Source organism: Belliella filtrata, from assembly GCF_022549775.1.
GTDB lineage: Bacteria > Bacteroidota > Bacteroidia > Cytophagales > Cyclobacteriaceae > Belliella > Belliella filtrata.
The window spans coordinates 24,232-46,511 of sequence record NZ_JAKZGP010000014.1 but is presented as its reverse complement, the minus strand read 5'-3'; the positions used below and the strand labels follow the sequence as shown (position 1 = coordinate 46,511).

Below are 22,280 nucleotides of genomic sequence, written 5' to 3'. Positions count from 1 at the left end.
GCAAAGTAATCCATTTTCTTTTTACATAATAGTACAGCTATGAATACCGAACGAGAAGTAAGCCTTACCACCACTACCATTAGTAAAATCACTGAAGGTTTTGATCATTATATCAATGAGTTCAAGAAGCTAACGGTCCTCGCCCCTGAATTTTTCAAATCAAGAAATTGGACAGAAATGCAAGCCAATCATAGAAAAAGGCTAAGGTTATATAAAGATCTAGTAAGATCTTGCTGCAACTCAATCTCAAATCTGAATACAAATCAACGTGAAGAAAGAACCTTTTGGGAAGAGGTCAAAAAAGGGTATTCCAAAGCTATCCTTGATCGACAAGACAAGGAATTGGCAGAAACATTCTACAATTCTGTAATTCGAAAATCTATGCCAAAACTGGCGGTGGATGAAGACTTGATGTTTGTATATGAAGGCTATGATACCTGTGACCTCCACCCTAATGAGAACCTTTACCATAGCTACCCATCTTCTTGGGGATTGCAAAAGATAATTCGGCAGATCATTCAAGATTTTGATTTTGGTGTACCATATTTCAACAAAGAAGAAGATATTCAACACTTGGTCAGAGCAGTCAGAGAAGTGATATTGAGCAGGTATGAACCTACAAAAGATACGGTAACTCAAGTATTAAAAAGTGTGTTTTATAGAAACAAAGCTGCTTACTTGATCGGAAGAACCAGAGTGGGTGATAAATGGATGCCTTTTATTATCCCATTTCTACACAATGACAATGGAGTCTATGTAGACACCTTGATTTTTGATCCAAAAATCATGGCACATATGTTCAGCTTCAGTAGGTCATATTTCATGGTTGAAGTAGACATACCGTCTCAAATGGTCTCTTTCTTAAATGCGGTGATAAGTCACAAACAGATTCATGAATTATACAATGCCATTGGGTTCAACAAACATGGCAAAACAGAGTTTTACAGAGATTTTCTACTACATCTTGAAGAAAGTGGTGATCAGTTTGAGATAGCCGAAGGCATCAAAGGCATGGTGATGACAGTATTCACCTTACCTAGTTACAATATTGTATTCAAACTGATCAAGGATCATTTTGAACCACCCAAAGACATGACTCGTCAGGAAGTAAAAGAAAAGTACAAACTCGTTTCCTTGCACGACAGGGTAGGGAGAATGGCCGACACACATGAGTTTGAGTATTTCACATTCCCTTTAGATAGGATGAGCCCTAAGTTGATTCAGGAATTGAAAAATACTGTCAATTCCCTACTGATCTTCACAGAAGATAAGCTTATCATCAAACATTTGTATACAGAACGCAAAATGATACCGCTAAACATGTATTTGGAAACTTGCGATCATGAGGATGCAAAGTTTGCAGTAGAGGATTATGGGAATAGCATCTTGCAGCTGGCACAAGCAAATATTTTCCCTGGAGACATGATGACCAAAAACTTCGGAGTTACCCGTCAAAAAAGGGTTGTTTTTTATGATTATGATGAAATTGAGTTTCTTACTGACATGAATTTTCGCTGGAAGCCTAGGCCCGAAAACTATGAGCAAATATATGCATCTACACCTTGGTACGACATCGCCAGAAATGACATTTTCCCAGAAGACTTCAAGAGATTTATGATCGGAAGAAAAGATGTAAAAGATCATTTCCTACAGTATCATGAGGACTTGTTCGATCCTGATCATTGGAAAAAAATCCAACAAAAGATCACCCAAGGTGAACTATTGCATGCCTTTCCATATCCTAAAGAAATCAGGTTCAGAACTGACCTCACTGCCTAGAAAGGATACCCAATAGCAAAATTGAATATTAAGTTTTCTCTTCTCCAGTCTCCACTTCCGATATCGAAAGTATTGCCCCACCTTTCATTTTCGGGCAAATACGGTACCCGAAGTGGAGTTGCCAAATCAAACCTTATGACAAAAAACTCAATATCAATTCTCATACCGAATCCAGCTCCTACGGCTAATTCTGACCACCAATCCGAAGTAAATTTCCCACCAGGAAGTGCTTCATTTTCATTCATCAACCAAACATTCCCAGCATCCATAAACAAGGCCCCTTTGAGTACTGATACGATAGGAAATCTATACTCAATATTTCCCTCAAATCTGATATCACCTGCCTGATCGAAGAAAGCACCTATCCCTGTATTCTCTGGTCTGTATGTACCAGGTCCTAAAGAGCGAATTCGAAAAGCCCTTACACTATTCGGTCCACCTGCAAAAAACTGCTTCACAAATGGCAGTGATTCCGAATTACCGTATGGCAAACCTACTCCGCCAAACAACCTCGTTGCAATGGTATGCTCTTCATTCATCCTGTAATAGTAACGAAGATCCACATCCCCTCTAGAATACTGTGCATAATTGAGACCTAAGAACCTTCCTTCTTCCCATCCTGCTAAGGAATTTGCTAGACCGAGTGCATTACCAGCAAAATCTAAGGTAGTCCCAACAAAAATCCCATGAGTCCTAAACCTTCCGGATAGCTTATCAAAATTGAAGGTATAATTGATCCCTGCGATAAATTGCTGCTCAAAACTCCTCCTCAAAAACGGGTTGCTATCTAGAATCTCTTCAAACTCAGGAGAAGTCCTTGTCAAGTTCACGACATTCAAGCTGATAGGATTGATTTCGTGAAACACAAATCGATTAGCATTCCAGAAATAACCATAATTGGCAGAAAATGTATTCAGTCTGTACAAACCTCCCCTACTTTGATACTCTGTACCCAAACTCATTTTTGTTTTTGGTACTGAATAGCTAAACTTCTCCTTGATAGGTACAAAGAAAATAACCCTTGGATAAACCAAATCAGCTTTGAGTCCTAGCTCTATGGAATTCAATCCAGATAGATCTCCACCCGCTAGTTGGGTTTCAAACCCAAATTTTCCTGTTAGACTTAACGTCTCTCCTCCTTTGAATAAATTCCTATTCCTATACACTAAATTCAGTGCAGGACCTGCAAAGTTATTGGATTTTGACACACCCTGAAGCTCGGCTCTCAAAGACCTTTTGGTAAGTGGCGACAAGTAAATATTGGCTTCAAGATTACCAAATTCTACGCTATCCTCCACCTCTTCGTAGCGTAAGTTTACAAAGCGGTAAGTTCCAATAGAACTCAATCTATTGCTAGTCAACCTGGATCTCAACGGGCTATACCTATCTTCCTTTTCCAATAGGATGTACTGCTCCAACAAGTTTGGTTTAAAGACCAGATTCCCTTGGATAAATTCCTTTCCGTCTACGACCACTGTATCGAGCTTATCTTCATCTTCAGTCACTGAGTAATTTGGAAAAACCTTTATTTTCTGCACTTTATATGGAATGATACCATGCTGTGGAGCACTTTTTCGAAACCTTAAAAACAAATCAAACTCGCGCTTGTCAGTGACATTCGTATCCGCCTCAAAAATCAAATAATTTGGATTGAAGTTATAATACCCTCTATTTTTCAATGCTTCATCTAAACGCTCTCGCTCATCATTGAGCTTTGAAAGATTGAACCTGGTCCCTGGCTGAAGCTCACTTTCCTCCATAAGCTCAATGATTTCCCGATCTACCTCCAAAGAATCCCTGTCTATTTTCAATGCTCTCAAGACATAAGGCTCAGTCACGGTAGCTTGGTAACTCACAGAAGTAAACTTCCCATTCCTATTTACCTCTGAAGAAGTCTCTGCAAAGAAAAACCCATTGTTTTCAAGCCTATTGAGCATCAGTTCTTCTGTCGTTTGGGGATTGACGCGACTAAAGTACACAGGTTCTTCTCCAAAACGCTTTTTCAAAAATCTATTGATAAACCCTGGTTTTTCCTTACTGCCTTTATAATGAGCCCATAAACCAAAGTACATTCCGAGAAATTTGCTATTCGGTTCTGGTCGAAACAATCCTTCTAGCTCTCTTTGGATTTCTTTTTTATCCTGGATGTCTCCTTCAGACTCAATCTCCAAATCAGAGCCAGTAAACAAGCTTTCATCTTCTGGAATGAATTTCTTTACACTACATCCATGCAGTATCACCACACCTAAAACTAGGCCTACTAAAAATTGATTAATCCTCATTTTCCTCCTTTTTCAAAGTTTCGGAATTGCTTTGATTACTAGTTTCTTCATTCTTTTCTTTCTCCTCATTCTCTACTCCCTCCTTTTCTTCCTCTTCCTTCTTTTCAGCTTCACCATTCTCTTTTTTCTTTTTCTCCTGCTTTTCCTCTTCTTCTTTCCTTTCTATGCTATCTATTGGATTTGTACCATTTTCGGAAGCATCTACTCCTTTCCAGAGCTCAAAGAACTCATTAAATTCCCTATTGAAAATCAAACCAAATCCTGTCACTATCAATTGACCATCGATAATACTTTCAAACTGATTTTTCCTAAATGCCCTAACCCTGTAGCGTCCATTTTCTGTAAGCATGTATTCTAAGCTGACATTTCCAAGGACTGCATTGGCTTGATCTGGATTCTGAGAACTCCCTTCTATATCCATTTGACTCCCAACTTGTACGATCAGCCTATCGTCAAAGAATCTTTTCCTCGCATTCACATTGAGTTGGGTTCTATCCTGACCAGTACCACTTTGGAAGTCCGTAAAACTATCCAAATCAAAGTCAAGCTCTAGACCACTATTGCCAAAGATATTGCTTGACAAAGCATTGAGCTGCCCTGAAAGCACTTGACTCACACTGCTCCTTGCAATAGCCGAAGTTCCCCCTCCGGACCCATCACTTCCTTGAGAAGGAAAAAATCTATTGAGCACCAAAAGTGAAAATACCTGCTTGTTCAACTCATCCTCCTGATCATTAACTTGTAACACCCTGCTGTACACATTTCCTCCCAAAGCACCGCGCTGATCTTCTGGCATATCCAGTCTAAATGATATCTCTGGCCTTAGAAGTTCTCCATTCACATTAAGAAAAACCATAAATGGCAATTCTTGCTGATATTGAACCCTAGCATCCGAGCTTGTACTGCTCAGTTGTGATGCCATCAGTTCCGAAGAAGCTGTTCTTACATTATAAATAGCTGATATATTCAAGTTTGCGTCCATCGGGTCGCCATTCCAAGAGATTGTACTACCTTCTGCTATTTCAAACCTCCTATTTACAAGGTTGTAAAGAGACATCTCATAGTGTCCTTTGGTCAACTCATAGGTACCACTAAGGGTGATCCTACCATTTGGATTGATCTCCATGTTCAAGTCTGCTTGACCAGACACGCTCAAGTTGTCTCCAGATCGTTCATCTACGATTACCTTGAAAACGGCATTTGGATCAACTTTCAACACTGCCCTTATATCATACCCTGTAAATGCATTGATAGATTCATCAGTCTGTCGTGTCAGGATATCAAATGGATCTTGGCGATTGACAAAGATTACTGTACCATCACGCTGCACCACATCCAATTGGGATTCTGGTATGATCACATTAAAATCTGTCCCATCTTTGATTTTCAACTCAGCTGTAACCCTTGGAAGATTCATGTCACCTCTGATTGTTACATCTGCATCAATGATTGCCGTCCCAAAAAAGAGGTCGTTATCATCTCTAGTAGAACTTACGGCCCTAAAGCTCTTAGCCAACAGCTTCAGGTCAAAACTAGGATTAGTCAGATCATCTGTCAAAATTGACCCATCTATAACGAAACTTTGATTATCCGCATCTCTAATCGTAAACTTGTTTAATTTGAGCCCTTGATTGTCTACTGAAAGCTTTTCATTGGATAAAGTGTATTTGGCATTCAGCTGTGATACTATAAAAGATGCATCGTTGAAAATCAAATCTCCATCATATTCTGGTGCTGTGGTACTTCCTGAGGCATTCACACTTCCTGTGAGGTTACCAGTAGCATCCCTCAGCTCTCCACCAGACAAGTCCGCCACAAGTCCCATCTCAATTTTATTGATATCCAAATCTAAATCGAAGTTGGCACCAGCCTCATCTGCAACAAAACTTCCACCTAAATCCAAATCAATTCCACCGTCTTTCAATGCAAGCTTTAACTTATATTCCCCTAAGTTTTCTGCCTCAGCATCTAAGCTTAGGTTTCCCATGGGGACATTCAAGGCTTTTAAATCCTGAATCTTCAATTCTGCCAAGAACCCAATTGCTCCAAACGGATTTTCAACGATGAGTTTCCCATTGAGTAAACCACCGGCTATAAGTTCATCAGGATTCAACAGACTCGTAAATGTCTCCAATCTAAACTCACTGAACTCCAGGGCGACATGCTCCTGAGCAACATCCTCCACATCATCTCTGATGCTTAGTGATTGATTATTCCTTGTAAACTCAAAATTCTCAAAGTGCATAAAGTTCGTAGCAAACAAAATCTCATTGCTCTCTGGAATATTCCACTCTCGCTTGTTGAGCATTAACTCCGCTGGTGAGATATGAATACTCAATGTATCACCAAACAAACCGATATCAGAAGCCACGTGCACCATTCGCTCATCTCCATCAAAGGAGTTGAAGTCAAAATAAAGTCTTGAATTGTCCAGTTCCCCCGTGAAGTAAGTCCTATCCATATCCAATGGACCAGTATTTAATTTCAAAAATCCGAATGCCAAATCGAGGTCTTCTTCGTCTGCATTGATCCTTAAGCCCAAGCTATCCAATTCTATACCTCCATATTTCAAATATGGGAAATCCAATCGCGTCGTCAATAATGCTGCTTGCAGATCAAAATCAATCTTCAACTTGGCTGTATCCAGCTTTTCCAATGCTGGCAAAAGGACTTGATTTAGAATAGGCGCTTGATTGATTGTAAAATCTATTTTCATTTTCACATCCTCAGCCATCAAGACTTCCAAGGTATCTTTTGTATCAATGTAAGTCCTGAGGTAGTGTGTCAAAGATTCGACAAGTAAGTCTGGTGAAGCATTGGCTTTCATCTCACCGTTTAGCATCAAGCTTTTGATATTCACGTTGGTCTCATCCTCACGAATCTTTGCGTCAATATCAAATTCGCCTAATGGGTATGTCCTTTGATCAAAAACAACGAGCGCATCAGACATTCTGGTTTTCAAATCAAAAGCTTTCTCATTACCATCAAACTGTGCTTCAAAAAGCAACTTTGCCCTAGTATCTTGAGGAGTGAAACCCAATGCGTACAAATCCGCTCCTTGAAGATCCAACTTCAAATCAACATTATAATTTACCGTATCTAATGCCAACTTGGTCAAAAGTTCAAATTTCAGATCTTCAGAATCAAGCCCCATTTTGATATCTCCATTGCCATCCACTAGCTCTCCTGATAGTTCTAAACCTGAATAATCATTGCCATTCAGTCTTAATCTTTCAAAGTTAGAAGTAAGTGTAGCGTTCAAGTTCGATAGATCTGACCCCTCACCTACTGCTTCCAAGCTAAAAGTGAGCGTATCCAGCATTGGGTTCTTGAGCAAGTTGCCAATCTGAAATTCATCAACTTTCACTTCTACATCAAAAGCCATGCTTCCAGCATCTTTATATTTAGCCAAAAGTGCCAAATTCCCAAGATCTGATTCAAGCTTAATTTCTGAAAGTAAATCTTCTACTTTTCCCTTTGCTCTGGCTTCAATTTTCACCATTTCAGGCAATTGATAGCTTTCTCTTTGAGTCTCTGAAAGAAACTTCCCAATCGTAGCACCGCTTGCCTGTAGGTTCACAGTTGGAAAATCAAAATAAAGCTGATCAGTATCCAATACATTTCTCAAAGATCCCTTGGCGGAAACTTTTGCATCTGACCAAGAAGTCTGGAAATCATTCACCCTCAATGCCGCCATGTTTCCTCTGACATTAGCTTTCGCCAAGATAGGCTGAGTACTGATTTTTCTAATCATCTCATCCCTAGACAGCTCAGGCTGGAAGAAAAAAGCATCTCTTACATCGGCTCTTAGGCGGTTTAACTTCAAATCCATGTTAACCAATTCTGGTTGCTCGATAAGTTGATCGATCGATGCATAAGACATATCAACTGAAGCCCTTAGCTCGCTGCGTGATGTGTTAATTGCCAGCTCATCTATCTCAAGGCTAGTATCATCAAGTTTTATGGCCACAGCAAATTGCTCCAAAGCAAATCCCCCAGCCTCCTGAAAATTAAAGTCTCTAAGCTTTAATTTTGCAGCATTGTCTGCCAGGGCAATGTTGGAAACATTTAGGTTCAAGTCTTGAAACTCCATGGATTCAGGATTAAAAAACCCTTGTCGTGGCGCTACATCTTTGGTTTTATATATCAAATTAATGTTTTCCAAATCAATATACCCAACTTCTACCAACCAATCAGGCCACTCAAAACTAGAAGGTGTTTCTTGCTGGACGGCTACTTGTGCATCCGTTGAAGTCTGTAGAGAAAAATCTTGATATGCTATATTTGACTTCTTCAAGTCAAGGCTATTTAAAATCACTTTTTGGCCTTCAAGGTCAAATTCAGGCATGCTAACTTCAAGCAATCCAAGCTTTACAGAGGCTTTTTGCTCATTGACTTGATCATCGTAAAGTAGAGAAACTTCTTCAATCTTGAGCTTTTTCAATGCAATCAGCAGGGGAATTGATTCAGAGGCTTGCTCTTCTTCTTTTTCCTCTGTTGGTTTTGATTGGATATAACTCACCTTGCTATTGACCAAAGAGACTTCATTGATATCAAATTCAAATTTTTCTAAATCCAAATGAGGCACATCAATCAAAAACTCCTTAAAACTCAAAAAAGCTTCCATACCAGCTTCTCTGTCAATATATTTCACTTCAAAATCCTTGAGCTTCACGGGAGCTATACTAATTTTGAGTGGCTCAGAAGACTCCTCAGTAGGCTGCACTTCAGGCTCATCCACACTGGCAGAAGTACTATCTTGGGGTGATACAAAAGCGTCAATGATAAATTGATAATTAAATTCCTCTTCACCTTCATCCCTGTGAACGTTTGCCCTTAGACCTTCCCAATCCAGCTTAGTGATGGCAATCTCCCCAGTTCTCAAAAATTTCACCAATCCAAAACCCACCTCTAAATCCTTGGAGTAAAGTAAAGTATCGGCTTCCATGTCCTCTAAATACAAGCCTTCCAAGTAAACATTTCCTTGAAATGTTACAAATAATCTATCAATTGATACTTCTGTACCTGTTTTACCAGATACGTACGCTGTAGCCTTGTTAACAATGATATCTTGCCCCCATGGACTTCGTATAAAAAGTATCAAAGCTACCAGTAAAAGCAGCAAAATGGTCATTGCAATCCCTGCAATTTTCAAAAACTTATATAAAAAGCGTTTGATATTATTCTATGTTTAGGTGAAATTCAAATATAACAGTTTCAAGATTTATTTAAGCAAATCAAGAGCCATTTCGTTACAACTTCAAAATAAATACGTGACTGAAGTCTGTCATTTTGTCGGTATTTTGTTAATTTCGCATCTTCAAATTGAAGTATTATATGGAAAATATCATCAAGGACATAGACATCATCTCAGCTCAGGAAGCACAGGCATGTGATTACAAGACTACTGAAGATGAAAACACAGGGAAATCGAAAAAGTTATACATCGAATCATATGGTTGTCAGATGAATTTCTCGGACTCCGAAATTGTCGCTTCGATCATGAAAGATAATGGATTTGATACAACTTCGGACTTTGAACAAGCAGACGTAATATTTTTGAATACTTGCTCAATCAGAGAAAAAGCAGAGACCACAGTCCGCAAAAGACTTTCACAATTCAATGCTATAAAAAAACATAAACCAGAGATGACGATTGGGGTCTTGGGATGTATGGCAGAAAGACTGAAAGAAAAACTCCTTGAAGAAGAGCAAATCGTAGATGTGGTAGTAGGTCCGGATGCTTACAGAGACCTTCCCAACTTGGTAGCCACAGCAGAAGAAGGCAACAAAGGAGTAAATACTTTCTTATCCAGAGAAGAGACCTATGCTGATATTTCTCCTGTCAGGCTGAATTCTAATGGTGTGAGTGCATTCATTTCCATCATGAGAGGTTGTGACAACATGTGCTCATTTTGCGTAGTACCATTTACTAGAGGAAGAGAAAGAAGTAGAGACCCACACTCAATTGTAAAAGAAGCACAGGAGTTATTTGATAAAGGATTCAAAGAAGTCACCCTACTAGGTCAGAATGTAGACTCCTACAAATGGTCACCTGAAGAGAATAATAAAGCTCGACTGAATAAAAAAGACGATGCAAGTGAGATTGTGAATTTCGCAAATCTACTAGAAATGGTCGCTTTGATTGACCCTAAGTTGAGGGTAAGATTCTCCACCTCTCATCCAAAAGACATCACTGACGAGGTACTTTATACGATGAAGAAGTACGACAACATTTGCAAATACATCCACCTGCCAGTGCAAAGTGGTAACTCAAGGGTGCTTGAGCTTATGAATCGTACTTATGATAGAGAATGGTATATCGAAAGAGTTTCAAAAATCAGAGAAATACTAGGTGAAGAATGTGGCATTTCTTCTGATATGATTGCAGGGTTCTGTACAGAAACAGAGGAAGAGCATCAGGACACCTTAAGCATCATGGATATTGTAAGATACGATTTCTCTTACATGTTCTATTACTCTGAAAGACCTGGGACCTTGGCTGCTAAAAAATTCAAAGATGATATTCCTTTGGATATCAAAAAGAGAAGGCTCAATGAGATCATCGATAAGCAAAACAAATTATCGGATGAAAGAAATAAAATGGATATAGGCAAAATCCAAGAGATTCTCATCGAAGGAGAATCTAAAAGGTCTACAGAGCAGCTAAAAGGTAGAAACACCGCCAATAAGGTTGTCATCATCGATAAAGGAAACTTCCAAAAAGGTGATTATGTAACCGTGAGAATCACAGATTGCACACCAGCCACATTGTTTGGAGAAGTAGTATCTTAAACCAAAGCTAGGAAAATGATCACAGCATCAGAGATTCAGAGTGTAAAGCAAAGATTTGGAATTATAGGCAATAGTCCATTGCTCAACCATGCCATACAAGTGGCTATGCAAGCCTCTCCTACCGACATGACTGTGCTCATCACTGGTGAAAGCGGTAGTGGAAAAGAATCTTTTTCCAAAATCATACATTCTCTCAGTGTCAGAAAGCACGGGAAATTCATTGCCATCAACTGTGGGGCTATCCCAGAAGGCACGATAGATTCAGAACTTTTCGGTCATGAAAAAGGATCCTTTACAGGTGCTCATGAAGCCCGCAAAGGGTATTTTGAAGTAACAGATGGAGGTTCCATCTTTTTGGATGAAATCGGAGAAATGCCACTTGGGACTCAGGCGAGACTGCTTCGGGTTTTAGAGAATGGTGAATTTATCAAAGTTGGCTCTTCTAAAGTTCAAAAGACCAATGTAAGGGTCATCGCAGCCACTAATGTCAATTTGATCAAAGCTGTGGAAAAAGGTAAATTCCGTGAAGACCTTTACTACAGGTTAAACACAGTACCGATCTACGTCCCTCCATTGAGAGAAAGAGGCGAAGACATGGTGTTACTCTTCCGAAAATTCACCACGGATTTCTCCGAAAAATACAGCGTCAAACCCATATCACTTGATGAAGATGCCAAGCAGCTCCTCATGAAATTCCCTTTTCCAGGAAATATTCGCCAGCTTAAAAACTTAGCTGAACAAATCTCTCTCCTAGAACAAGAGAGAGAGATAGATGCAGCTACATTGGGGAGATACTTACCTTCTGACCAAACTAGATTACCTGCGCCTTATACAGGAAGCGGAGCTAGCCAAGAAGGCAGCAAAGATTTCTCAGAAAGAGATATCTTGTATAAGGTGCTATTTGATATGAAAAAAGACATGAATGAACTTAAGCAGCTCGTTCTAGAAACATATCAGTCAGGTGAATTGAATGCAAATATCATAAACAAGCACCAAAATCTCTTCGAAGATCTCGAACATTCAGTCAAATTTGACGAAACAACTTCTCAACCTTCTTCACCAGTGAATTTCCCTTTAGTGATCGATCAGATGAAGAAGAATGAGGATCATGAATCATATGAAGAAGAAGCTATAGAGGATATCATCCATGAAGAAGACGATAATTCACTTTCGCTAGAGAAAAAAGAGAAAGAAATGATCGTAAAGGCATTGCAAAAGCATAATAATAAAAGAAAACATGCCGCCAACGACCTAGGAATCTCCGAAAGGACGTTATATAGGAAAATCAAGCAATATGATATTGATTAAATCACTCAAGAAAAGACTGGGCATTTTTATAATCCTTGCCTTTTCTATTCAAGCCTGTTCGGTGAAGTATAGTTTTACTGGAACCAACATAGATTACGACATCACGAAAACATTTTCAGTTGAGAACTTTTTCAATGATTCAGGAGGAGGTCCTGCAAACATGGGACAGTTGTTCACAGAATCATTGAAAGATTTCTATCAAAGAAACACACAACTAGAGCTAGTCAGAAGTAATGGGGATCTCCAATTATCCGGCGCCATTGTAAGGTACAACACGGCTCCACAAGCCTCTGTGACCAGTACTGATCCCAATGTCCCAGACAGGGCTGGTCAAGAAAGGTTGACCATTGTCGTTGAGGTAGAGTTTATCAACCTGCAAAATGAAGAAGACAACCTTAAAAGAAGCTTTTCATTCTTTTCAGATTACAACCCTAGAACAACTTCATTGCTTCAAGTAGAAAGCACATTGATAGAAGAAATATTTGAGAACATCATACAGGATATCTTCACCGCTACTGTGGCCAATTGGTAAAATTGATTATATTCGAAACTCGATAAGTAGAAATAAAGTGAACGCAGAACAATTTCAAGAAATCATCAAACATGGAAATCAGCTCACCAAAGAGCAGGTCAACCAGTTGATCAAGGTTCATGAAAATTTCCCTTATTTTCAAGTTCCAAATGTCCTTTTGGCTAAATATGAATATCAGCATTCAAAAGGCAAAGGCAATGAATTTCTACCATGGGCGGCAATAAGTAGCCCAAACAGGCAATGGCTGAAACAACTTCTTGAAAAAGACATCGCATTCCCAGAGCCAACAGACTACTCAACAAAGCTCCCGGCTAATCCAGAAATCAAAAGTGAATCTAAAGAACCACTTGATCTGGTCCCCACACCTTCTGAAGAGCAAAGCCCTAGTCAAAGGGCCAATATTCTGAAAAAATTAGATGAAGACCTCCATCAAAAGAGTGCCCCAGAGACGCCAGAGGATATTCCAGAGAAAAAAAAGGGAGTAAGTAAGAAAAAAACAAAAAGAGCAGGGAGTTCCGATGATCTGATAGAAACTATCAAAAGAAAAGAGAAGAAGGAAATTGTCGATAGTAAGAAAAAAGAACAGATAGATATCATCAAAGCCTTCAGCAAGAAAGAAATCAAGCTTGCTACAATCAAAGAGATTGAAAATGTTCAAAAACAAGAAGATCTTTCTGAAAAAAGCACCAAGCTTAATCCAAACATCATTTCAGAGGCCTTTGCCAAATTACTCGTAAAGCAAGGAAAAAAAGGAAAAGCTAAGGAAATTTATAAAAAATTAATTGTGAAATTTCCAAATAAAAGCACTTACTTTGCGGACTTGATAAAAGAATTAGAAGAATAAAGTTAAAAATATGTTTACCATTCTTATTAGCATCATCATTGTATTGGCCGTATTGTTGATTTTGGTCATCCTTTCGCAAAACTCAAAAGGTGGTGTAGGCGCAGCATTTGGTGGAAGCGCATCGCAAATTATGGGTGTTACTAAAACCGGTAATATTCTTGAAAAATCTACTTGGGTATTGGCTGTAGCCATACTTGTTCTTTCATTGGTAAGTTCTGCATTCTACACTTCATCAAGTGTGGATTCTTTCAGCTCGCCAAATATCGAGAATGCAAAGAGACAAATGGTAGCTCCTCAATTTGACAGTAATGAAGAAGGCGGTTCCCTTTTACCATCTACTCCAGCTGAGTCTGAAGGATCAGAAGCACCCGTAGAAGATTCTAACGAAGATTAATCTACCAAAAAAAATAGAATCAATGAAAAGGCTCTCCTCAACCGGAGAGCCTTTCTTATTCTACACTTTTAAGCAAAAGTCTTTTACTGATCGGGATTAGGCTTTCTTGTATCGGCACATGAAATTTGGAATGAATACGATAGGTCGCTGGATTTGGCAGTTCCTTATATTCCTTCACCAAGTTCATCTTGATTTGCTCAAAAGTATTAACCAAAGAAAGCCTCACATTTTTTATAAACTGAAGCATGATTCCTTTATAACGATCCACACTATTCTGAAACAAATTGACTTGATACCTATAAATTAAAATATCTTTGGTCTTCTCTTGAGACAACATCATGTAACCTTCTTTTTGATAAATGGGACATATACCCACTGGCTCTATAGACATCTCCCCTTCTAAGAAATCATAAATTCTTTTGCCCTCTTCAATACGATCCTTGAACTTTGGTAGAGCATATTGCACTATCTCCTCAAGCTGTTGCATCGTCTCATCATCAATATGAAGTGGCTTGTAATTGAATTTTAGCTGTTCCATATCAGCACTTGTGATGAGCTTTGGAAAAGCGGCTTTGAGTTGTTCCTTGTTCTCGGCAAATTGCCTCAGCCTGCCATAGTGATGAATCAAGTCTGCCAATGGCGGGTACAGCTTGACATTTTTAAAATCATGATTTACATCTTTCAGATATGCTAATAGCACATATTTCTTATACTCGAAATCTATCCAGCCCTCTGTGATCCAATTTTCAGATAATGTTTTCATAACGATCAATTTAAGCAATAAAAAGATAGTAAAATTCTGACAGATTTTAAAGTTATGATTGAAATTTTGACAGAAAAAAAATTAAAAAAATCATTTCTGACAGACTCTCGGGAGGCATTTTAAGACTTTATGGCAGGAACGAGCCAAGTTCGAGGATTGGCACAAAAAGTGAACAATGCTGCACGAAAGAAATTTGAACTAACCTTAATTAAAACTTATAATTTATGTCACAAGTCAACATCAAGCCTCTTGCAGACAGAGTTCTGGTAGAGCCTGCTGCAGCTGAAGAGAAAACCGCTTCAGGATTGTACATTCCAGATACAGCAAAAGAAAAACCTCAAAAAGGTACCGTAGTAGCCGTAGGCAGTGGCAAAAAAGATGAACCATTGACTGTAAAAGTAGGTGATACTGTACTTTACGGTAAGTATGCTGGTACTGAACTTTCTGTAGATGGTAAGGATTTCTTGATCATGAGAGAAGCTGACATCTTTGCAGTACTTTAATCATTCTATCAAAACATTCAAAAACCAAAAAAGAAATTAAAAAATGTCAAAGCAATTATTTTTCAATACCGATGCCAGAGATCAACTTAAAAAAGGAGTTGACGCCTTGGCCAATGCAGTGAAAGTAACCTTAGGCCCAAAAGGTAGAAATGTCATCATTGACAAAAAATTTGGTGCACCAACCATCACTAAAGATGGTGTATCTGTAGCCAAAGAAATCGAATTGGCAGAGCCAATCGAAAACATGGGAGCTCAACTAGTTAAAGAAGTTGCTTCAAAAACAGCTGATAATGCTGGTGACGGTACTACAACAGCAACTGTACTTACACAAGCCATCTTCAATGCAGGAATCAAGAACGTAGCTGCAGGAGCCAATCCAATGGACCTTAAAAGAGGTATCGATAAGGCCGTACAATCTGTGGTAGCTTCATTGAAGTCTAGCTCTAAAGTAATCTCTACTTCAAAAGAAATACAGCAAGTAGCCACTATCTCGGCAAACAGTGATGATGAGATCGGAAAGATGATCGCTGATGCTATGGAAAAAGTTGGTAAAGATGGTGTGATCACTGTAGAAGAAGCTAAAGGTACAGAAACCGAAGTAAGAACTGTAGAAGGTATGCAGTTTGACAGAGGATACCTTTCTCCATACTTCACTACCAATACTGAAAAAATGGAAGCTGAATTGGAGAGACCATATATCTTGATCTACGACAAGAAAATCTCTTCTATGAAAGAGTTGCTTCCTGTATTGGAGCCAGTAGCACAAGCGGGAAGACCTTTGGTAATCATAGCTGAAGATGTAGATGGTGAAGCATTGGCTACTTTGGTAGTTAACAAAATCAGAGGAGCTCTCAAAGTTGCAGCTGTAAAGGCTCCTGGATTTGGTGATAGAAGAAAAGCAATGCTTGAAGATATCGCTATCCTTACAGGTGGTACTGTAATCTCTGAAGAAAGAGGATACAAATTAGAAAATGCTACCATCGATTACTTGGGAACTGCAGAAAAAGTAAATATAGACAAAGACAACACTACCATCGTAAATGGTGCAGGTGATGCTTCTGCTATCCAAGCTAGAATCGCAGAGATCAAGTCTCAAATTGAAAAAACTACTTCGGATTACGACAAAGAAAAACTACAAGAAAGACTTGCTAAGCTTTCTGGTGGAGTAGCTATCCTATATATCGGAGCAGCTACTGAAGTAGAAATGAAAGAGAAAAAAGACAGAGTAGATGATGCACTTCACGCTACAAGAGCTGCAGTACAAGAAGGTATCGTAGTAGGTGGTGGTGTAGCTTTGGTAAGAGCTGCTGCTTCTTTGGACTCACTAAAAGGTGAAAATGAAGACCAAGATACTGGTATCAATATCGTAAGAACTGCCATCGAAGCTCCATTGAGAACTATCGTAGAAAACGCAGGTGGCGAAGGATCTGTAGTCGTGAATAGAATCAAAGAAAATTCTGGACACTATGGTTACAATGCAAGAACTGATGTTTACGAAGACTTATTCGAAGCAGGTGTAATCGATCCGACTAAAGTAACAAGACTTGCATTAGAAAATGCAGCTTCAATTGCGGCGCTACTCCTTACTACTGAATGTGTGGTAGCAGATGTGAAAGAAGAAGGTCCTGCTATGCCTCCAATGGGCGGTGGCGGAATGGGTGGCATGATGTAATCAATGACACCAATTCATAAATAAGTTTATAAAAAAGGGAGTTATGCTCCCTTTTTTTGTGGATTAGATCCAGTACATGTTTCCATCGAATTAGTTGATACATCTATGGATACACGTCAATTGAGCAATTTTTCTGGTATTATTTTTCAAACATCCGAATATAATTGTACTTTAGTAGGAAGTTACCCAAAGTTAAAGTCCACTTTTATCGCGATTAATATTAATGTATCAATTTTATTCCATCATTCTAGTAGACGATGACCCGATCAACAACCTGATCAATAAGAGGCTCATCTCCAAAATGAATATCGCAGAACAAGTGGAAGAATATCTTGAGGCTGAAAAAGCACTAGAAAGATTAGCTAGCATTTCACCTGACGAAAAAACACTTATTCTGCTAGACATCAACATGCCTGTGATGAATGGTTGGGATTTTCTCAATCAATATTTAGAAAAAAATAAGCACAGAAAAGACAAAATAATCATGCTTTCAAGCTCGATAGATTTCCAAGATCAGCAAAAGGCAAAAAGGTATGATTGTGTAGATGGGTTTATTGAAAAACCTCTTACACCAGAAAAATTCAAAAATCTTCTTTAAATTTCTGAATGGAAAATGCCACTTTGACGAGAAGTTTTGAGCTATATGCATTTGCAGAAAATCATTTTGAAAAGCATCACCTCAAAAGCATACAAGAAATCTCTGGTTTGATCACGCCAGACAAAAAATTCTGGCTCAACATTTACAAAGGCGATGATGATAAAGTATTTAAAGATGTTTGTGATTTTTTTGAAATTCACCCTGTAGCATTCGAAGATATTCAAAACACTGATCAAAGACCAAAACTTGAAGATTTCGACAATTTCATCTTGATTGTCACCAAGATGCTCTACACCAAGAGTTCCATAGAAGCACTGGAAATGGAGCAAGTAAGTATAGCCTTCAACAAAAACTTGGTCATCACCTTTCAAGAGCATGCCTATGATATCTTTGACCCAATAAGGGTTAGGTTAGAAAATCCCTACGGCAAAATGCGAAAATTAGGTACTGACTATTTTTCATATACCTTACTTGATGCGATACTAGACCAATACTATGTCATCTTAGAATTGATCAGTGACCAAACTGAAAAGCTAGAAGATGATATCATCAATGATCAAAAAAAGGTTCACCTTGCTGACATCTATAGACAACGGAAAAATCTTCAAGAAATAAAAAAAATCGTGTGGCCCACTAGAGAGCTTATTTCCTCTTGGCGAAAATCTGAAAGCCCTTTTGTCACCAAAAAAGTAAATCCTTTTATCAATGATATCTATGAAAGCGCCGTAGAAATCATCGAAAATCTTGAGATGCAAAGGGAATCCATTACCACTTTGGTCGAAATCTTCATGTCAAATATCAGCTTGAAACAAAATGAAGTAATGAAGACCTTGACAATCATTGCTACTATTTTCATTCCATTGACCTTTATCGCTGGAGTATATGGGATGAACTTTGAAAACATGCCCGAACTTAACTGGAAATATGGTTACTTGACCAGCTGGATTTTCTTCATAGTAGTATCTTTGCTCATGGTGATTTATTTCAAAAGAAAACGCTGGTTTTAGCAAATCTTCTAGAGCTAAAGCATATAAATGTAGCATTTCTACAAGTATCCGAGTAATATTGCAACAATTTGACAATTCGGATATGAATCAATTGAATTTTTGCGTAATCAAAATCGGGTCTAATGTATTGACAACCCAAGAAGGAAAGCCTGATTTTGAGAGAATGAAACACCTGACATCCCAAGTTGCATCTTTGGTCAGAAAGGGTACCAAAATAGTTCTGGTAAGTTCGGGGGCTGTTGCTTTTGGCCGTCAAGAGCTTAATATTTCAGATAAAATCAACCCAGTGATCAGAAAACAAATTTGGGCTTCCATGGGTCAAATCGAGCTGATCAACACATACAAATCCCTTTTCCAAGACCACCAACTGGCCATTTCCCAAATCCTAGTCACCAAAGAGGACTTTAGAGATAGAAAGCATTTTCTCAATATGAAAAACTGCCTGCTCGGACTCTTGGATCAAAATATCATCCCAATCATCAATGAAAATGATACAGTGGCTATTACTGAATTGATGTTCACTGACAACGATGAACTTGCGAGTCTTACAGCAGCCATGGTAGATGCGGATTCACTCATCCTTTTGACCAATGTTGATGGAATATATACAGGCCCACCAGCTGACCCTACCTCCGAACTGATCCAAAAAGTCGATGCCCAATCTGACAACCTGGCAAGCTATATATCAGCTACCAAATCTTCTTTTGGTAGAGGTGGTATGCTTACCAAGCTCAACATGGCAAAAAGATCTGCTAGCCTAGGCATACAAGTGATCATAGCCAATGGAAAAAAAGACAATATTTTAGATCAAATTCAAAACAAGCAAGGATCATTCACCTATTTTGAACCAAGCAAAGTAAAGCATGGTACCAAAAAATGGCTAGCTCATGGGGATCAATACTATAAAGGTGAAGTCATGATCAATGAAGGAGCCAAAGCCGCACTATCGAGCCAAAAAATCAGTAGCCTTCTGCCTATTGGAGTTGTCTTGGTAAATGGGGAATTTGAGAAAGGTGATATCCTCAGGATTATAGACCAAGAGGGTCAGAGGCTTGGTCTCGGGAGGGCTGAATATAGCGCAAAGACTATTCAAGAAAAAATAGGTCAGAAAAATCAAAAACCAATTATTCACTACAACTATTTGTACATTTTCTAACATGAATCACTTTCAAGATACTTTTGCAAAACTAAAAGAAGCCTCAAAGTCACTTTCAAGAATTCATCCCGACTTGATCAATGCGGCTTTGGAACATCTAGCTGACAATACTTTGGCATCTATGGGGGATATCCTTGAAGCCAATGAGAGAGACTTGGTGAAAATGCAAAAAAGTGACCCAAAATATGATAGACTTCTCCTCAATGAGGACAGAATCCGAAGTATAGTATCTGAAATCCTCCAAATCAAATCTCTGCCGTCTCCACTTGGAAAGTCCATCGAAAGTCGTTCCTTAGACAATGGGCTGCAGCTCAACAAAATTTCCGTTCCTCTTGGAGTCCTTGGGGTAATCTATGAAGCTCGTCCAAATGTAACATTCGATGTGTTCTGTATTGCCCTGAAGTCAGGAAATGGGCTAGTACTTAAAGGAAGCTCGGATGCAGCTGAATCCAACGAAGCCATTATCAAGGTAATTCATAGGACCTTAGCTCAGCTGGAATTACCTAAAGAAGCTTTTACCCTACTGCCAACAGATCGATCTGCTACAAAAGCCTTGCTTGAAGCTGTAGATTTTGTGGACATCATCATCCCAAGAGGTAGTCAGAACCTGATTAATTATGTCAGAGAGCATGCTAAAGTCCCTGTAATAGAAACTGGAGCTGGTATAGTTCATTGCTATTTTGACGAATCAGCTGATCTAGCAATGGGTAAAGCTATCATTCATAATGCAAAAACTAGAAGACCAAGTGTTTGCAACAGTCTAGACTGCTTAATCATTCACCAAAACAGACTCTCGGACCTTCAAGAGCTAGTTGAGGATTTGCTTGAGTCAGGAGTGGAAATTTTTGCAGACCAGCAAGCTCTGGAAGTACTTGAAGCGAACGATCAAATCAAAGCTGCCAACCAGACCCACTTTGGGACAGAATTTCTTGCTTTGAAAATGTCTATCAAAACGGTAAAAAGTATAGATGAAGCCTTAAAGCACATAGACCGATACAGTTCAAAACACAGTGAGTCTATCATCAGTAATTCTTCACAAAATCAAGAGCTATTCCTTCATGTAGTCGATGCAGCAGCTGTATATGTAAATGCTTCTACAGCATTCACCGATGGCAATCAATTTGGAATGGGTGCAGAAATAGGGATCAGTACTCAAAAACTACATGCAAGAGGGCCTATGGCTTTACCAGAACTGACCAGTTACAAATGGGTGATTCGAGGAACAGGTCAAATCAGATAACATCATAAACCCGTATCATATTGCAATAATCGATTGATCTATAGCGATAAAATCCTTATCAGATATCACGCAATGGTTTCTAATAATTGATTGGTAGTCAATAAAACCTGAAAGGTCTGCGGGTTTTAGAGATTATATAAATTTTCATAAAGATACCCCAGTGGAGAAACTGTTTATAACAAAGTCAATTGAAATTCCGCTGCCCCAATGGGTCAAATTATTTAAAACAAAGACAACAGAAATCCCCTGCCCCAACGGGGCAAACTGTTTGTAGAAAATAAATTAGCAACCATAAAATAGCTCCCTAGGTGCGACCTGTTAATACGATGCCCAATACCTATACACAAATTTACATACACATTGTATTTGCCGTAAAAGGCAGATAGATCCTTATTACAAAGCAAAATAGAGAAGAATTACATCAATACATTACAGGAATTGCACAAAACAGAAAACAAAAAATACTTTCCATTTTTGCAATGCCAGACCACACACAAGTGTTAGTTGAACTCAGTCAACTTAGCTTTCCAGCTTGGATCGTAAGAAAGCTTTCCTACAGCATAGAGATAGAGCACCTTCGAATACCTTAGCATAACTGGGATTAAGATAAGGTTGGCCACCATAACAGTAGATACATATACCCATACATCTGGGTCGTCAAAAAAGTAATTGAGAATTATCAATACATTGACCACCAAAGCAACCGAAAATGCATAGCTGATATACATGGCTCCATAGAAAAAATCTGGTTCGGGTGTGAGTACAGCTTGACATTTTGGACACCTATTATGTACATCAGACAACTTCCTATAGCTAAGCATAGAAACTGGGAAAATATTACCTTCTCTACATCTCGGGCAGTTTCCTTTGATAATTGCACCTCCTAAACTTTTATGACTCATGCTTTTTTATCTTTTCACAAAGATACAATACATCGTGCGAAAAGCTACTAAACAAAATGTTATTGATTTAGTAAAATACATAATTTCAAAATCTTTATATAGAATCACTATATTTGCAGTCATGTTGACCAAATCAAAAACAAGGAATCAGTTAATTAAGTGGATCAATATCCTCTTAGTGATTAATTTCATTAATCTGTCAGCAAATTTTTACAACTCCGACACGGTAGTACCTGACGGTATCAAAGTACATGATCCTATTGACACACTAGCCGAGATCATTGTAGAGTTTATTTTTGACATGGATAACGAAATCATTCCAGACACGGAGAGCTCTCAAAATGAAAGGAAGTTTAAGGACTTTAAACTTTTCTGTAATCAGTTTGCCCTAAAAGAAAAAAATGAGTTCAACTTGGTGAGCAAGTCATGGCCAAGCATAGCTGAAGCCATTCATTTTTCAAGTGCCAACGATGTCACTGGCCCACCTCCTGAAGCTTAAATTAAA

Annotated in this window: 18 protein-coding genes; 14 read left to right on the top strand and 4 right to left on the bottom strand. The window is 38.7% G+C overall.

Annotated features, from left to right (window positions below):
• The first annotated feature begins 39 nt into the window (after positions 1-39).
• The gene (gene aceK, locus MM239_RS07720; RefSeq protein ID WP_241347623.1) at positions 40-1,779 is read left to right on the top strand and encodes a bifunctional isocitrate dehydrogenase kinase/phosphatase; all 1,740 of its coding nucleotides are present in this window, start codon (positions 40-42) and stop codon (positions 1,777-1,779) included.
• On the opposite strand, the gene tamL is transcribed toward aceK, so the two are convergent.
• Positions 1,776-4,061 (bottom strand): translocation and assembly module lipoprotein TamL, encoded by a 2,286-nt coding sequence (gene tamL, locus MM239_RS07715; protein WP_241347622.1) that lies wholly within the window; start codon positions 4,059-4,061, stop codon positions 1,776-1,778. The genes aceK and tamL overlap by 4 nt on opposite strands.
• Positions 4,051-9,195, bottom strand: coding sequence for a translocation/assembly module TamB domain-containing protein (locus MM239_RS07710; protein WP_241347621.1), 5,145 nt, complete (start codon positions 9,193-9,195; stop codon positions 4,051-4,053). Before MM239_RS07710 ends, tamL begins: the two co-directional genes overlap by 11 nt.
• A 203-nt stretch (positions 9,196-9,398) precedes the next feature.
• Between MM239_RS07710 and miaB the strand changes: the two genes are divergently transcribed.
• Genes miaB through secG form a run of 5 tightly spaced genes read left to right on the top strand, consistent with a single transcriptional unit; the run spans position 9,399 to position 13,934 of the window.
• Positions 9,399-10,856 carry a tRNA (N6-isopentenyl adenosine(37)-C2)-methylthiotransferase MiaB gene (miaB, locus tag MM239_RS07705; protein WP_241347620.1) on the top strand — a complete coding sequence of 486 codons (1,458 nt, stop codon included), beginning with the start codon at positions 9,399-9,401 and terminating at the stop codon, positions 10,854-10,856.
• Positions 10,857-10,871: 15 nt separating this feature from the next.
• Positions 10,872-12,164, top strand: a complete 1,293-nt coding sequence (locus MM239_RS07700; protein WP_241347619.1) for a sigma-54 interaction domain-containing protein — start codon at positions 10,872-10,874, stop codon at positions 12,162-12,164.
• Positions 12,151-12,696, top strand: a complete 546-nt coding sequence (locus tag MM239_RS07695; RefSeq protein WP_262918464.1) for an LptE family protein — start codon at positions 12,151-12,153, stop codon at positions 12,694-12,696. The genes MM239_RS07700 and MM239_RS07695 overlap by 14 nt, the downstream gene beginning before the upstream one ends.
• A gap of 37 nt (positions 12,697-12,733) precedes the next feature.
• Positions 12,734-13,540, top strand: a complete 807-nt coding sequence (locus tag MM239_RS07690) for a hypothetical protein (protein WP_241347618.1) — start codon at positions 12,734-12,736, stop codon at positions 13,538-13,540.
• A gap of 10 nt (positions 13,541-13,550) precedes the next feature.
• Entirely contained in the window at positions 13,551-13,934 is a 384-nt protein-coding gene (gene secG, locus MM239_RS07685) for a preprotein translocase subunit SecG (protein ID WP_241347617.1), read from the top strand.
• 55 nt (positions 13,935-13,989) lie between these two features.
• Here the strand turns inward: secG and MM239_RS07680 are convergent, their stop codons facing one another.
• Positions 13,990-14,697: a hypothetical protein gene (locus MM239_RS07680; RefSeq protein ID WP_241347616.1), complete on the bottom strand. Its 708-nt coding sequence runs from the start codon at positions 14,695-14,697 to the stop codon at positions 13,990-13,992.
• Positions 14,698-14,921: 224 nt separating this feature from the next.
• Here MM239_RS07680 and MM239_RS07675 point away from each other — a divergent pair, with 224 nt between their 5' ends.
• From MM239_RS07675 to MM239_RS21080, 7 genes are all read left to right on the top strand, one after another.
• Positions 14,922-15,200 (top strand): co-chaperone GroES, encoded by a 279-nt coding sequence (locus tag MM239_RS07675; protein WP_241294477.1) that lies wholly within the window; start codon positions 14,922-14,924, stop codon positions 15,198-15,200.
• Positions 15,201-15,243: 43 nt separating this feature from the next.
• A complete protein-coding gene (gene groL / locus MM239_RS07670; protein ID WP_241347615.1) occupies positions 15,244-16,872 on the top strand; it encodes a chaperonin GroEL in 1,629 nt (542 codons plus the stop codon).
• Between the two features lie 223 nt (positions 16,873-17,095).
• Positions 17,096-17,470 carry a response regulator gene (locus MM239_RS07665; RefSeq protein ID WP_241347614.1) on the top strand — a complete coding sequence of 125 codons (375 nt, stop codon included), beginning with the start codon at positions 17,096-17,098 and terminating at the stop codon, positions 17,468-17,470.
• An 8-nt stretch (positions 17,471-17,478) separates the two neighbouring features.
• A complete protein-coding gene (gene corA, locus MM239_RS07660) occupies positions 17,479-18,477 on the top strand; it encodes a magnesium/cobalt transporter CorA (protein WP_241347613.1) in 999 nt (332 codons plus the stop codon).
• A gap of 82 nt (positions 18,478-18,559) precedes the next feature.
• The gene (gene proB / locus MM239_RS07655) at positions 18,560-19,633 is read left to right on the top strand and encodes a glutamate 5-kinase (RefSeq protein WP_241347612.1); all 1,074 of its coding nucleotides are present in this window, start codon (positions 18,560-18,562) and stop codon (positions 19,631-19,633) included.
• A gap of 1 nt (position 19,634) precedes the next feature.
• The gene (locus MM239_RS07650; protein ID WP_241347611.1) at positions 19,635-20,873 is read left to right on the top strand and encodes a glutamate-5-semialdehyde dehydrogenase; all 1,239 of its coding nucleotides are present in this window, start codon (positions 19,635-19,637) and stop codon (positions 20,871-20,873) included.
• A gap of 386 nt (positions 20,874-21,259) precedes the next feature.
• A complete protein-coding gene (locus tag MM239_RS21080; RefSeq protein ID WP_317235621.1) occupies positions 21,260-21,463 on the top strand; it encodes a transposase in 204 nt (67 codons plus the stop codon).
• Here the strand turns inward: MM239_RS21080 and MM239_RS07640 are convergent.
• Positions 21,374-21,775 carry a DUF983 domain-containing protein gene (locus MM239_RS07640; RefSeq protein WP_241347610.1) on the bottom strand — a complete coding sequence of 134 codons (402 nt, stop codon included), beginning with the start codon at positions 21,773-21,775 and terminating at the stop codon, positions 21,374-21,376. The two genes, MM239_RS21080 and MM239_RS07640, sit on opposite strands and share 90 nt — an antisense overlap.
• A gap of 178 nt (positions 21,776-21,953) precedes the next feature.
• On the opposite strand from MM239_RS07640, the gene MM239_RS07635 reads away from it, so the two are divergent.
• Complete coding sequence (locus MM239_RS07635; RefSeq protein ID WP_241347609.1) at positions 21,954-22,274, top strand: hypothetical protein; 321 nt, start codon at positions 21,954-21,956, stop codon at positions 22,272-22,274.
• Positions 22,275-22,280 lie beyond the last annotated feature (6 nt).

Coding starts and splice junctions, on each gene's coding strand:
- aceK (WP_241347623.1), top strand. CDS start 40: ATGAATACCGAACGAGAAGTAAGCCTTACCACCACTACCATTAGTAAA.
- tamL (WP_241347622.1), bottom strand. CDS start 4,061: ATGAGGATTAATCAATTTTTAGTAGGCCTAGTTTTAGGTGTGGTGATA.
- MM239_RS07710 (WP_241347621.1), bottom strand. CDS start 9,195: ATGACCATTTTGCTGCTTTTACTGGTAGCTTTGATACTTTTTATACGA.
- miaB (WP_241347620.1), top strand. CDS start 9,399: ATGGAAAATATCATCAAGGACATAGACATCATCTCAGCTCAGGAAGCA.
- MM239_RS07700 (WP_241347619.1), top strand. CDS start 10,872: ATGATCACAGCATCAGAGATTCAGAGTGTAAAGCAAAGATTTGGAATT.
- MM239_RS07695 (WP_262918464.1), top strand. CDS start 12,151: ATGATATTGATTAAATCACTCAAGAAAAGACTGGGCATTTTTATAATC.
- secG (WP_241347617.1), top strand. CDS start 13,551: ATGTTTACCATTCTTATTAGCATCATCATTGTATTGGCCGTATTGTTG.
- MM239_RS07680 (WP_241347616.1), bottom strand. CDS start 14,697: ATGAAAACATTATCTGAAAATTGGATCACAGAGGGCTGGATAGATTTC.
- MM239_RS07675 (WP_241294477.1), top strand. CDS start 14,922: ATGTCACAAGTCAACATCAAGCCTCTTGCAGACAGAGTTCTGGTAGAG.
- groL (WP_241347615.1), top strand. CDS start 15,244: ATGTCAAAGCAATTATTTTTCAATACCGATGCCAGAGATCAACTTAAA.
- MM239_RS07665 (WP_241347614.1), top strand. CDS start 17,096: ATGTATCAATTTTATTCCATCATTCTAGTAGACGATGACCCGATCAAC.
- corA (WP_241347613.1), top strand. CDS start 17,479: ATGGAAAATGCCACTTTGACGAGAAGTTTTGAGCTATATGCATTTGCA.
- proB (WP_241347612.1), top strand. CDS start 18,560: ATGAATCAATTGAATTTTTGCGTAATCAAAATCGGGTCTAATGTATTG.
- MM239_RS07650 (WP_241347611.1), top strand. CDS start 19,635: ATGAATCACTTTCAAGATACTTTTGCAAAACTAAAAGAAGCCTCAAAG.
- MM239_RS07640 (WP_241347610.1), bottom strand. CDS start 21,775: ATGAGTCATAAAAGTTTAGGAGGTGCAATTATCAAAGGAAACTGCCCG.